Here is a 13,098-nt window from a genome sequence, read left to right on the forward strand (position 1 = left end):
ATCTGCGTATGACCTCGTCTGCGGCGATAAAAAACAGGTATTTATCAGTGATCAAGCCGACCTTGGTTCTCGGGTTCGCGGTCGCACTTGCCAGTTGTTCGTCGCTGACAAATTCCTTGCCAAAATGTGATGGAAATGCGCGAAGACCACTGAATCGCGCAATGTGGCAATGGGAAAAATCGAGTGCACTGCCGAAGTCCAAAGCGGAATCCATCACGCGCTTTGTTGATGAACGCAAACCATCCAGGGCTTTTGATCATTTCGATATTGAAGCTTCTTTTGGCGATTGCGAGGATTGATGGTTACGACAGACAATCTCAAAAGCTATTTCGAGAAAGCGCGTCGCTTTGATCAAGACCGCATGATTCAGGTCGAGCGATCAAATCGCTTGGCGTGGTCGATCGCAATTGCGTCCGCTATTGTTGCCGGCATATCAATCATCGCCGTTGCGAGCCTTGCGCCGCTGAAAACTGTCGAACCTTTCGTGGTTCGTGTCGACAATTCTACCGGGATCGTTGATGTCGTTTCAGCGCTATCGGCGACCGCTGGCACTTACGACGAAGCCGTGACCAAATATTTTGCGGCAAAATATGTTCGTGGACGCGAAGGCTATGTCTGGAGCGAAGCCCAGGAGAATTTTCGAACAATTGCGCTTCTCTCTACGCAAGCCGAACAGGCGCGGTTCGCAGCTACTTATCGTGGCAGCAATCCGCAATCACCACAAAATGTCTATGGCCGTTCTGCCACGGTGCGGATTAACATCGTCTCCATCGCGCTCATTAATCAGAACGTTGCATCGGTACGCTACATGCGTAGCGTAACCCGCGGTGAAGAAGTCCGGACAACACATTTTGTTGCGACCCTCACCTATTCCTACGCCAACGCTCCGATGTCATCGACAGACCGACTGGTGAACCCGCTTGGTTTCGCTGTTAGCGAATATCGGGCAGATCCGGAGGCAATCGATTGATGCGTTTTCCAATCATTGTCACATTTTTTCTGGCATCATCTGTGCCCAATGTCCTCGCGCTGGAGATACCGACAACAGCATCGCAGGACAGTCGGGTCCGTTTTGTCAGTTATCAGCCTTACAATATCACAAGGATCATCGGGTCCTTGCGCTCCTCGGTTCAAGTCGAGTTTGCTCGGGATGAGGAAATTGCACATGTGGCCCTTGGCAACAGCGTTGCCTGGGAAGTCGCACCAGCCGGTAATATCTTGTTTTTAAAACCACGAGAAAACCAACCGGTTACCAATATCTCTGTTGTAACGACACGTCGGGACGGGTCTACGCGCAGTTACCAGATGGAACTTAAGGTGCGGGAGGGTTCGGTAGAAGTCGGAGAGAATACTTACTTTTATGTGAAATTCAGATATCCGCAGGAGGAAGCCGAACAGCGTCGCCAGCAAGCTGCGGCCCAGGCGCGCAAAGCCAAAGCCAAAGATGCTGACGATGTGCTGTCGCTTCACGAGGCATATGGTCCGCGCAATTGGCGGTACTCTGCACAAGGGGCAGAGGCACTGGAGCCACAAAGCGTCTACGACAACGGTAAAATCACAACATTCTCCTTTGCGGGCAATCAGGAAATGCCTGCGATCTATATGGAAAACTCCGACGGGTCGGAGAGCCTCGTGCCCAAAACTGTCGATGGCAATCTGGTCATGGTCCATGCGTTAAGCCGTAAATTCATTCTGCGACGAGGCAAAGATGTGCTGTGCGTATTCAACGAAGCCTATGACCGGATTGGCATCAACCCTGCCACAAACACGACGTCTCCTTCAGTTGAGCGCATCGTGAGACCGGATCTGGTGGGGCAGAGGAAGAAGTGATTAAGATGGCCGAGATTGAGGAACATCAGATCCCAGGCGAACGCGCCGAAACGGCTACAGCTACACGCATCGACAATAATCCAGTTCTCAAGCGCGGTGCGGTTGCACTCGCCATTGTGTTGTTTATTGGCTTTGCTCTGTGGTCGACATCTGGAAACAAAACAAAGGACAACAATATCCAGACCGAGCGCGTCGTGATCCGCCAAACGACACCCTTTGAGGCGGCAAGAGAAAAGACAGAGCCGGTTGAAGAAAAGCCGGTGGTAAAACTGCCAACACCGGTCCTTGAAGACCCCATGCCCCAAGTGGACGAATTGCTTGATGCCGCCCGTCGTGCGCCCGTTATGGCTTATAGCGGGGGACAGAAAAATTCGGCCTCACGAGGCGAAGGCGGGAACGGCAGTAATGCGGTACCAGATGGGAATTTTGTGCCAATCGATGGCAATTTTATTGGCCAGAACCAGCAAAATGCTGACGAACAACGGTTCGAAAATCTGCTGCGACCGACCCGACTTGAGGGATCGCGCGCCGGTATGCTCGGAAATCGCGATTTCATCATCGCCATGGGTAGTTCGATCCCTTGTGTGCTCGAAACTGCACTTGCCTCTGATCAGCCGGGGTTTGCAAGCTGCGTGATCAACCGCGATGTTTTATCCGATAATGGCCGCGTGGTGCTGATGGAAAAGGGAACCCAGCTTGTCGGGGAATATCGTGGCGGTCTCCAACGGGGTCAAAAACGACTGTTTGTGCTTTGGAACAGGGCGAAAACGCCTCAAGGTGTGATCGTCATGCTTGCCTCGCCAGCAACCGATGCGTTTGGCCGCGCTGGCGTTGGTGGTCAGGTCGATACGCATTGGTGGGAGCGCTTTGGCAGTGCGCTTCTCCTTTCCGTCGTCGGCGATGCGACAAGTTACGCGAGCAGTCGTCTGCAAGACGGCAATTTTCATGCACAGAATACCGCAGATGCCGGCAAACAGGCTGCTGCCATTGCAGTGGAGCAATCAATTAATATTGCCCCGACACTCAACAAGCATCAGGGGGAATTGGTCTCCATCTTTGTCGCTCGCGATCTCGATTTTGCAGGCGTTTACCAGCTTCGTGTAACCGAACCTAGAAATCGCATTCTCGATCGGGCAACTTTGGGTGATTTCCACCCGCCATCGACGCTTGTGACAAAATAGGTGGACAAATGGCTGAAGCCCAGGACAGTACCGTCGTTCGTGAACTTCTAAAGCCTCTCGCGGTCTTTCTGGATGATTGCTCGTTATATGAGATCATTGTCAATCATCCGGGTCAGGTGCTGACGGAAGGGCCGGGTGGTTGGCAGATACACGATCTTCCTGGGCTATCCTTTGAAAAACTCATGCGCCTTTCCCGGGCGGTGGCGAGCTTTTCCCATCAAACCATCAATGAAATGCGACCGATACTTTCGGCAACTCTTCCAGCTGGCGAGCGAATTCAAATTGTCATTCCACCTGCCACCACGAAGGGAACGGTCAGCATCACGATCCGCAAACCATCATCGCTCGATTTTACGCTTGATGATCTGGACGCCAATGGCTTTTTCTCTCATCCGCAAACAAGCTTTCGTGCCCTTTCAAAAGAGCAAGAACGTTTACAAGAACTCTACAAAAAAGGGCAATTCAAGGAGTTTCTTCGTCAAGCTGTTATCGCGCGGAAAAATATCATTATTTCTGGTGCGACAGGGTCCGCAAAAACCACTCTTTCAAAGGCTCTTATCAAGCATATTCCACAACACGAGCGTGTTATTTCGATTGAAGACAGCCCGGAACTTGTAATTTCCCAACCAAATCAGGTGCGTCTGTTTTATTCAAAGGGCTCGCAGGGGTTATCGAATGCAGGTCCGAAGGAATTACTCGAATCGTGTCTGCGAATGCGTCCCGATCGTATATTGCTGCAGGAACTCAGGGATGGAAGCGCGTTTTATTATATTCGCAATATCAACTCGGGCCATCCAGGATCCATCACAACAGTTCATGCAGATTCTGCCAGACTTGCTTTCGAGCAACTGACTTTACTAGTCAAGGAATCGGAAGGGGGAAGTGCACTCGAACGCGCTGACATCCGACGTATGCTGGAGATTTCGGTTGACGTTGTTGTGCAATGTAAACGCACCGATGGAACGTTCCGCGCTGCTGAAATTTACTTCTCTGGCTGTGCGAACGATTGAGCACAATTGGAGGCGTAATAATGATTAATTCTGCTTTCTCGTCGCCCCAATTTGAACCTTTACCGTGCTGATATCGCGTTTAATCGATTCTATTGTCGCGGTTGGGTTTTTTTGGTTGGCAGCAACCTTTCCGATCGCATAAGCAACGAGGAGCTGGTTCCGGGAGTGCTTGTAATTGTTGCAAGCCTTTCATGAACCTATCCTGCAGTAAGGAGGCCATGATGGCGAAGTGGGTGTACACGTTCGGCGACGGCAAGGCAGAAGGCGCGGCGAGTGACCGCAATCTTCTCGGCGGCAAGGGAGCGAACCTGGCTGAAATGAGCAGCCTTGGCCTTCCGGTACCTCCAGGCTTTACCATCACGACCGAAGTCTGCACCTATTATTACGATCATGACCGCACCTATCCATCCGAATTGAACGAACAGGTTCGGGCGGCTCTGGACCATATCGCGAAAGTGACGGGGCGCAATTTCGGCGATGCCGAAAAGCCGCTTCTGGTGTCCGTGCGTTCGGGGGCGCGTGCGTCCATGCCGGGCATGATGGATACGGTGCTGAACCTTGGTCTCAATGACCAGACTGTACAGGCCATTGGTCGTGAAGCTGGGGATGAGCGCTTTGCCTATGACAGCTATCGCCGCTTCATCCAGATGTATTCGGATGTCGTTCTGGGCGTCGATCATGGCTTCTTCGAAGAAATTCTTGAAGACAAGAAGGCCGATCTCGGGGTCGATGTCGATACGGCGCTGACGGCGGAAGACTGGAAGGATGTCATCGGGTCTTACAAGGCAAAGGTCGAGGAAGAACTCGGTCAGCCTTTCCCGCAGGACCCGCGCGAACAGCTCTGGGGCGCCATCGGCGCCGTCTTCTCAAGCTGGATGAATGCGCGCGCCATCACCTATCGTCGCCTGCACAATATCCCCGCGGCCTGGGGCACGGCGGTCAATGTCCAGGCCATGGTGTTCGGCAATATGGGCGAAACCTCTGCGACCGGCGTTGCCTTCACACGCAATCCATCGACGGGCGAGAAGAAGCTTTACGGTGAATTCCTCGTCAATGCGCAGGGTGAAGACGTCGTCGCCGGCATTCGCACGCCGCAGAACATCACCGAGGAAGCGCGTATCGCAGCCGGTTCCGACAAGCCGTCTCTCGAAAAGGTGATGCCGGAAGCCTTCGCCGAGTTCCTCAAGGTCGCGGACCGGCTGGAACAGCACTATCGCGACATGCAGGACCTCGAATTCACCATCGAGCGCGGCAAATTGTGGATGCTCCAGACCCGCTCGGGCAAGCGCACTGCAAAGGCCGCATTGAAGATGGCTGTGGAAATGGCAGGCGAAAGCCTGATCACGCAAGAAGAAGCGGTTCTGCGCGTCGATCCGGCAGCGCTCGACCAGCTTCTGCATCCGACCATCGACCCGCGTGCGGAGCGTCAGGTCATCGGTCAGGGACTGCCCGCATCGCCGGGTGCTGCGACGGGTGAAATCGTCTTCTCTTCCGAAGATGCCGAACAGGCAAAGTCGGAAGGCCGCAAAGTCATTCTCGTTCGTATAGAAACCAGCCCGGAAGATATTCACGGCATGCATGCGGCGGAAGGCATTCTGACGACACGCGGCGGCATGACGAGCCATGCGGCGGTCGTCGCGCGCGGCATGGGCAAGCCATGTGTTTCCGGCGCGGGATCGCTTCGCGTTGACTATCGCAATGGTGTCATGCTTGCGGCAGGCCAGACCTTCAGGAAGGGTGATGTCGTTACCGTCGATGGCGGCACGGGACAGGTCCTGAAAGGCGCGGTCGCCATGCTGCAGCCGGAGCTTTCCGGCGACTTCGGCAAGCTGATGGAATGGGCCGACCGAACCCGCCGGATGAAGGTTCGTGCCAATGCGGAAACGCCGGCTGATGCACGCACCGCGCGCTCGTTCGGTGCTGAAGGCATCGGCCTTTGCCGTACCGAACACATGTTCTTCGACGGTAGCCGCATCGTCGCCATGCGCGAGATGATCCTTTCCGACAATGAGGAAGGCCGACGCACGGCTCTGGCGAAGCTTCTGCCGATGCAGCGTTCGGATTTCATCGAACTGTTCGAGATCATGAAGGGGCTCCCGGTCACGATCCGCCTGCTCGACCCGCCATTGCACGAGTTCCTGCCGCATACGGACGAGGAGGTCGCAGAGGTGGCCCGGTCGATGGGCGTCGATCCGGCAAAGCTGCGCGAACGCGCCGACGCCTTGCATGAGTTCAACCCGATGCTGGGTCATCGTGGCTGCCGTCTGGCGGTGTCCTACCCGGAAATCGCGGAAATGCAGGCGCGGGCCATTTTTGAAGCTGCCGTCGAGGCAGGCCGGAAAACCGGCGAACATGTGGTACCGGAAGTGATGGTGCCGCTGGTCGGTCTGAAAGCCGAACTCGATTTCGTCAAAACACGCATCGATGCCGTAGCCAAGGAAGTTATGGGCGAAGCGGGTGTCAAGATCGACTATATGGTCGGCACGATGATCGAACTGCCGCGTGCAGCCTTGCGCGCCGCCGAAATCGCCGAAACGGCTGAGTTCTTCTCGTTTGGCACCAACGATTTGACGCAAACGACATTCGGCATTTCACGCGATGATGCATCGTCGTTCCTGACCTCTTATCAGCAGCGGGGTGTGATCGAACAGGACCCGTTCGTGTCGCTCGATCTCGAAGGCGTCGGTGAACTGGTGGAAATCGCCGTCGAGCGTGGACGAAAGACTCGCGAAACACTGAAGCTCGGCATCTGCGGCGAGCATGGTGGTGATCCGGCTTCGATCGCATTCTGCGAAAAGACAGGTCTCGACTATGTGTCCTGTTCGCCGTTCCGAGTCCCGATTGCCCGTCTCGCGGCTGCGCAATCGGCCATACGCAAGTTTTGACCGCGCGCCTTAATTTGGCTTGACCAGCGGTATAATCCGTCGCTGGTCAAGCCATTTTCAGAAGATTTGTCATGTTTCGTTGCATCGCTGCGGCAGGAGCCGCCTTTCTCGTAATGACCGGTATTGCGGGCGCCTACGATATTTCACCGCAGGAGCGCGCGGAGAAAAAGGCCCTACATGAAACGATCAGGATCGTTGAGCCGCAGTTACATATCGCAAGCGGCGGTGCTGCATCCACGCAGGTGGCGCTGACGCTCGATGCTTGCATGGGCAAGACCGATCACCGGATACTCGACACGTTGGTGCAGAATCGTATCCCGGCGACGATCTTCGTGACAGGGCGATGGATAAAACAGAACCCGGACGCCATGGCGGTTCTGAAGGCCAATGCCGATCTGTTCGATATTGAGAATCATGGCGCCATGCATGTTCCGGCCATCACCAACGAGCCGAAAATGTATGGAATCAAGACGGCAGGCTCGCTTGAGGCCGTGCATCGGGAAATCGACGGTGGCGCAACCGCGATCACCGATTCCGGAGTATCCAGACCGATCTGGTATCGCGATGCCACGGCCCGTTATTCGACCGATGCCATCAAACCGACAACGAGCATGGGCTACAAGATCGGCGGCTATTCACTGAATGGCGATCAGGGAGCATCGCTGTTGGCTCCAACGGTCGAGCGGCGCATCGCCGCTGCACGCGATGGCGATGTCATCATCTCGCATATCAACCAGCCAACGCGATCGGCGGGCGAAGGCGTGGCCAAAGGCGTTCTGGCCCTGAAGGCGAAGGGAATGAAATTCGTGCGTCTCAAGGATGTCGAGACCACGATGACCCTCAACCCGGTCGCACAACACAATCTTCACGCAGGCGTTCCAAAGCCGGCAGCACCGAAGTAATCCAGTTTGACAGTTCAGGCGCCGTTGACTTTCTCGTTCGGAGAAAGGCTCCTCATGACGGCAGCATAGTTGCGGCCAAGACTTTCGAAAACGGCATTCTCACCCGTTGGCGGCTCGACGGACAGGGTCGTGCCGTCATTGCGCAATGTGACGAATATGACCTGATCTTGCGGCTGTCCGGCGATGGCAATTGCACCGATGCGCTGGGCTTCACTGGTGTCGAGGGCAGGCATGTTGAAAAGTACCTCGCCGCCGACCCGTTCGGCTGCCTTGGCAAGCGCAGAGTCGAAACCTTCGATCAGCACGTCAATGGCCCCAAGCGCGAACTCCAGTTCAACAGCCTCAAGCGTCATCGTGTCGTCTGCGGTTGTGCCGTCCGATGACTGGTTGCCATTTTGAAGGGCGCGATCCATTCCGTCCTCTCCGACGATTGCAATATAAGCCCCCATATGTGCGATCATGCCTTCTGTTAGTGATTGCTGCAATGCCTTTTTATTTGATTTACCTAGCTTTTTTTCACTTATTCTTAAAGCTGGTGATCTTTGCAGGCTAAGAGGGTGCTGCCCCTAATGCGATTTGCATCATCTATCAAGCACGCTAAACGTGTATCAGCTATTGCTTTCGTGGATCGCTAAACATTGATCCCGATAGGTTTTAATCGGCGACACCCTTTCCTCGTTGATCTTCGCCCCTTTGTTCATCACGCGGTAATTGGCTTTTGGGGCTACATGAGACCGATCAGGCGCCCATCCACAGGACAGGCTGGTGATTGATTTCTATGTTGGGGTTTTGCCGAGTGAAAATCTCTCTGCTATTCATATTGGGTGAAAACGGAGAGAAACAGCATTATCAAGGCTCCAGTAAAAACTGGAAATGCTCCCGGAGACTGCATGAGAAAACTTCGCTACCAGCGGCGTCAATCGCGCTCTGCAGTGTGGGCGCTTCGGCTTGGTGTTTTTGCGCTCGTGCTGCTTGCGATGGCGTTTCTTCTGCATCGCTTCTGGACACTGGAGACACCGGATCTGGTGCTGCTTGCCGGATTGAGCACTGGTCTTGCCGCTCTGGCCCTTCTTTGCTCGGCTAAAGGTTTTCGCAATCTCTGGATCAATGGCGACAAGGGCGGCGCACGTTCTTTCTGGGGCGGCATATTCGCTTTTGCCGTCTTGCTTCCGGTCGGGCTGGTGGGTGCGTTATGGTATCTCTCTCCGCCGCTTTACGACCTCTCCACGGATTTTGAGACACCACCGCAATTTCCGTCCAGCATGCCGCCGCGCCTGCAATGGATGAACCCCTTGACGGTGGCGGTGAGCGGCGATGCGCTGACGCAGCTGACAGCCTATCCCGATGTGGTCGGACGCCGCTATGAAGCCGCACCGGACCGCGTCGCGCAAGGGGTTGACACGGTTCTCAGGACTTTCGGGTGGCAGGAGATCGCGCGCAATACGTCTTCGCCGGAACAGAACGCCACGCGATTTGCGGTGACGGCACATAGTTTTATTCTGGGGCTCAAAAGCGATATCGTTATCCGCCTGCTGGATGAAGGCGAAACCACCTATGTCGACGTGCGTTCGCTGTCCCGCTATGGCAAGCGCGATATGGGGCAGAATGCCGGTTTCATAACCGATTTTCTGGGGGCGCTGGAAGGCGAGGTCAACAAGGCTCCGGCTGATGTGGAATAATCAGCCGGGAAGATAGATACTGTCGAGCGATGGATGCCCATCGGCCCTGACCTCACCACGCCCGACCAGATCCTCCAGATGCGCCAGCACCGACAGGGCTGCGGCACCATACAGTCGCGGATCGGTATCGCGATAGATCACTTTCACCATATCGCCGATTGTTCGGTCACCCTGCAGAACGCGTTCCAGAATGGCGCGTTCGCGCATCTTGCGATGCGCACGCAGGCCGCGAACGAAGGCACCAGGCCTGGTCACCGCACCGCCATGGCCCGGCAGATAGACCTTGTCTTCACGCGCCAGCAACTTTTCCAGTGAGACCATATAGTCATTCATCGAGCCGTCGGGCGGAGCGACGATGGATGTCGCCCATGCCATGACATGATCGGCGGAAAAAAGGATGCCTGTGTTCTTCAGGCCGAACGCCATGTGATTGGCGGCATGTCCGGGGGTATGAATTCCTTCCAGCGCCCAGCCGTCGCCCTGGATCGTGCTTCCGTCGGCCAACGCGATATCCGGAATGAAGTCCGTATCGGCGCTCGCCTCAAGCATGTTCACTTCGCCCGCATAATAGGGGCGGGCAGGGCGATGCGGTCCCTCGGCGACGGTGCGGGCGCCGAGATTTTCCTTCAGGCGCTGTGCCAGAGGCGAATGGTCGCGATGGGTGTGGCTGACGAAAATATGGCTGACCGGGCGACCGGCAATAGCGGCGATCAGGGCGTCGTAATGCGCGTCATCTTCCGGACCGGGGTCGATGATCGCCAATGTATCCGTGCCGATAATATAGCTGTTGGTTCCATGAAAGGTGAAAGCGCTCGGATTGTTGGCGGTGAGGCGCAAAATGCCTTTACTCAGTTCAACCGGCTTACCATACTGGGGCGTGAAACTGCTGTCGAAATCAAGCGCCATTGAAGCGGCTTCCATTCTTCTTTGGTTTGATTGAAGAAACGGCATAGGCCTTATATAGTCGGGTTGCAAACGTGAACAGTCACGCGCGCTGACAATCGCGTCAGGGGTCAGGTTCTGGAGATTTTGGTATTCCGGTATCTGCCGCCGTTTCAAAAGTGGAGTTGGATATGCCTCACAGAGCAAAGTCTCGCATTGCCACCGCCTCTCTCGCAGCACAATATCTGCCGACCAGTCAACTGGCCCGCGCTTTCTGGTTTGTCGGGCTTGCGCTGATCGGAACGGCTGCTCTTACCATTTCTGCAAAGATCAAGGTTGATCTGGTCTACGTCAATGTGACGATGCAGACCTTCGCTCTCTTTGCGATTGCAGCGCTCTACGGTTCGCGGCTCGCCGTTGCGACAGTCGCTCTTTATCTGCTGGAAGGCATGCTTGGGCTGCCGGTCTTCACCGGAACGCCGGAGAAGGGCATCGGCCTTGCCTATATGGTCGGCCCGACAGGCGGCTACCTTCTTTCCTACCTTGCTGCGGCCTGGATCGTCGGACGCGCTGCTGACAAGGGACTGGCGCGCAATCCTTTCGCTCTCGGTGGTGCAATGCTGCTGGCAGAAGCCGTCATTCTCGTGATGGGCGCTGGCTGGATGGCCTATCTCTTCGGTCTGGAAAAAGCCATTGCCTTCGGTTTCGGCGCTTTTATCGTCGGCGATCTGGTGAAGCTCGCGCTCGCGGCATGTGGCGTGCCGGCGGTGATGTCGCTTCTGAAACGCTGAATTTTTGACGGTTTTTCACGTTGAAAGCCGGGCCGTCTGCCCGGCTTTTTCTTGTTTCGGTTGAAACTGCTTCGCAATTGACAGAAGCCAAATCATAAAGCTTTGTCGCTATAAGAAATCAGTTTTTACGGGGAGGATGATTTGCACGTCGAAATTCTGCTGGTCGAACCGCTGACAAAAGAGGCTTTTGCGCCATTTGGCGATGTCATCGAGACAGAAGGAGCCGAACTCCGCCTGATCAATAACGGCACGACCGAGCGATACCACGATCTCGCGCGTGTCGAAGCCGCCGGCACCGAGGCAAGGGTTCTGATCAATATTTTCCGGGGACAATCGTTCGAAGCGCCAATCGACATCGTCATGATGGAGCGCCACCCTTTCGGCTCGCAGGCATTCATTCCGTTGAACGGCAGGCCGTTTCTCGTGGTGGTCGCCGAGGATGACGGTGGCAAGCCTGCCTGTCCGCGGGTTTTTCTTGCGCGCGGTGACCAGGGCGTCAATTATCTGCGCAATATGTGGCACCACCCACTATTGGCGCTGGAACAGAAATCCGATTTTCTGGTTGTGGACAGAGCAGGCAAGGAAGACAATCTGGAGGAATTCTTCTTCTCCGATACCGTTTACTGCATTGAAACAACGAAACCCGTCTGAGTTTCATTCGAGGGATATTTATGGGAAAACTCTCCACACATGTGCTCGACACTGCCCATGGCAGCCCCGCCGCGGCGATGCGCATCGAGCTTTATCGCATTGGCGCAAACGGTACGTCCGAACTCGTCAAGCGCACCGTGACCAATCTTGACGGACGCACAGACGCGCCCCTGCTCTCCGGCGACGAATTGCGGACCGGCACTTATGAATTGCAGTTTCACGTTGCCGAATATTTCGACGGGCGCGGCGCGGAACAGGCCAATCCGCCATTCCTCGATCTTATTCCGATCCGTTTCGCCATCGCCGATGCCGATGGTCATTACCATGTGCCGTTGCTTGTCAGCCCGTGGTCCTATTCGACCTATCGGGGCAGTTGAACCCGACTTATCCTCTTCATAGCCAGGCAAATTATTCTCCTCGCATTATCCATTGCGAGGAGTTGTTCATGGACCAAACCCCAAATCTGAAACTGCCCTATATCCTGCCCAGCCAGGCACAGAAGCATATCACCCACAATGAGGCATTGCGGCTGCTCGATGCTGTTTTGCATCTGAGTATCAAATCACGGACCCGAACCGAAGCGCCGGAAACTCCCGCCAGCGGAGAACGCTATCTCGTGGCTGAACCAGCTGCCGGACCATGGGCGGGAAAAGAAGGTATGATTGCATCTTTCATTGATGGCGGATGGCTGTTTGTTGCGCCCGCCATCGGCTGGCAGGCTTATGTCGAAGATGAAGCACAACTCACTGTTTATGATGGCGCTCTCTGGAAGGGTGTTTCATCGGTGCCAGAAAGCCTGTCCTTGACCATGCTGGGTGTGCAAGCGACGGCCGATGCGGTCAACCGTCTTGCAATCTCGTCGGAAGCCAGCCTGTTCAACAATGCCGGTGCAGGGCATCAGGTGAAGGTGAACAAGCAGGCGGTTACCGATACGGCAAGCCTTTTATACCAGACGAACTGGACAGGTTTTGCTGAAATGGGACTGAACGGCAGCAACGATTTCAGCGTGAAGGTGAGCAACGATAGCGGACAATGGCGCGAGGCGATCAGGATCGACCACGCGACCGGCAATGTCGCTGTAGGCTCGATCTGGCCGCAAACCAGGCTTGATGTCGATGGCCCTATCCGCCCCGCATCCTATACGGTGGCGTCATTACCCCCTGCGGCAAGCCATGGGTCAGGCGCAATGGCTTTCGTCGCCGATGCGCCATTCGGTACGGAATCTATTCGGACGGAACGAACTGGCGCAGCCTCCGCAGCGGTATTGTCATTGGCTGACAGAAGGTG

At 55.4% G+C, this 13,098-nt stretch carries 13 protein-coding genes and 1 pseudogene; 12 read left to right on the forward strand and 2 right to left on the reverse strand.

Translation table 11 applies throughout. The annotated features are described in order from the left end of the window. Positions 1-8: 8 nt before the first annotated feature. From HWX93_RS09800 to HWX93_RS09830, 7 genes are all read left to right on the forward strand, one after another. Positions 9-299 carry a hypothetical protein gene (locus HWX93_RS09800; RefSeq protein WP_235969095.1) on the forward strand — a complete coding sequence of 97 codons (291 nt, stop codon included), beginning with the start codon at positions 9-11 and terminating at the stop codon, positions 297-299. Then, complete coding sequence (locus HWX93_RS09805; RefSeq protein ID WP_176037261.1) at positions 299-970, forward strand: virB8 family protein; 672 nt, start codon at positions 299-301, stop codon at positions 968-970. The genes HWX93_RS09800 and HWX93_RS09805 overlap by 1 nt, the downstream gene beginning before the upstream one ends. Next, a complete protein-coding gene (virB9, locus tag HWX93_RS09810) occupies positions 970-1,830 on the forward strand; it encodes a P-type conjugative transfer protein VirB9 (RefSeq protein ID WP_176037262.1) in 861 nt (286 codons plus the stop codon). The genes HWX93_RS09805 and virB9 overlap by 1 nt, the downstream gene beginning before the upstream one ends. A 5-nt stretch (positions 1,831-1,835) precedes the next feature. After that, entirely contained in the window at positions 1,836-3,011 is a 1,176-nt protein-coding gene (virB10, locus tag HWX93_RS09815) for a type IV secretion system protein VirB10 (RefSeq protein WP_176037263.1), read from the forward strand. An 8-nt stretch (positions 3,012-3,019) separates the two neighbouring features. Further along, the gene (gene virB11 / locus HWX93_RS09820; RefSeq protein ID WP_176037264.1) at positions 3,020-4,021 is read left to right on the forward strand and encodes a P-type DNA transfer ATPase VirB11; all 1,002 of its coding nucleotides are present in this window, start codon (positions 3,020-3,022) and stop codon (positions 4,019-4,021) included. Between the two features lie 221 nt (positions 4,022-4,242). Next, the gene (gene ppdK / locus HWX93_RS09825; protein WP_176037265.1) at positions 4,243-6,906 is read left to right on the forward strand and encodes a pyruvate, phosphate dikinase; all 2,664 of its coding nucleotides are present in this window, start codon (positions 4,243-4,245) and stop codon (positions 6,904-6,906) included. A 71-nt stretch (positions 6,907-6,977) separates the two neighbouring features. Continuing rightward, positions 6,978-7,808, forward strand: coding sequence for a polysaccharide deacetylase family protein (locus tag HWX93_RS09830; protein ID WP_176037266.1), 831 nt, complete (start codon positions 6,978-6,980; stop codon positions 7,806-7,808). 14 nt (positions 7,809-7,822) lie between these two features. Here the strand turns inward: HWX93_RS09830 and HWX93_RS09835 are convergent, their stop codons facing one another. Next, positions 7,823-8,221, reverse strand: a complete 399-nt coding sequence (locus tag HWX93_RS09835) for a hypothetical protein (protein ID WP_176037267.1) — start codon at positions 8,219-8,221, stop codon at positions 7,823-7,825. 477 nt (positions 8,222-8,698) lie between these two features. On the opposite strand from HWX93_RS09835, the gene HWX93_RS09840 reads away from it, so the two are divergent. Beyond that, positions 8,699-9,487 (forward strand): DUF1499 domain-containing protein, encoded by a 789-nt coding sequence (locus HWX93_RS09840; RefSeq protein WP_176037268.1) that lies wholly within the window; start codon positions 8,699-8,701, stop codon positions 9,485-9,487. On the opposite strand, the gene HWX93_RS09845 is transcribed toward HWX93_RS09840, so the two are convergent. Beyond that, positions 9,488-10,393: an MBL fold metallo-hydrolase gene (locus tag HWX93_RS09845; RefSeq protein ID WP_176037269.1), complete on the reverse strand. Its 906-nt coding sequence runs from the start codon at positions 10,391-10,393 to the stop codon at positions 9,488-9,490. A gap of 167 nt (positions 10,394-10,560) precedes the next feature. On the opposite strand from HWX93_RS09845, the gene HWX93_RS09850 reads away from it, so the two are divergent. The 4 genes and pseudogenes from HWX93_RS09850 (at position 10,561) to HWX93_RS09865 (ending at position 13,089) form a co-directional block, all read left to right on the forward strand. Continuing rightward, on the forward strand, positions 10,561-11,160 hold the full coding sequence (locus HWX93_RS09850; RefSeq protein WP_176037270.1) for a biotin transporter BioY: 600 nt from the start codon (positions 10,561-10,563) through the stop codon (positions 11,158-11,160). A gap of 141 nt (positions 11,161-11,301) precedes the next feature. Further along, positions 11,302-11,811: an ureidoglycolate lyase gene (locus tag HWX93_RS09855; RefSeq protein WP_176037271.1), complete on the forward strand. Its 510-nt coding sequence runs from the start codon at positions 11,302-11,304 to the stop codon at positions 11,809-11,811. Between the two features lie 20 nt (positions 11,812-11,831). Beyond that, positions 11,832-12,188: a hydroxyisourate hydrolase gene (uraH, locus tag HWX93_RS09860; protein ID WP_176037272.1), complete on the forward strand. Its 357-nt coding sequence runs from the start codon at positions 11,832-11,834 to the stop codon at positions 12,186-12,188. Positions 12,189-12,256: 68 nt separating this feature from the next. Next, positions 12,257-13,089 (forward strand): annotated as a pseudogene (locus HWX93_RS09865) (DUF2793 domain-containing protein). The last annotated feature ends 9 nt before the right edge of the window (positions 13,090-13,098 follow it).

Origin of the sequence: Brucella tritici (assembly GCF_902825325.1) — a bacterium.
Lineage (GTDB): Bacteria > Pseudomonadota > Alphaproteobacteria > Rhizobiales > Rhizobiaceae > Brucella.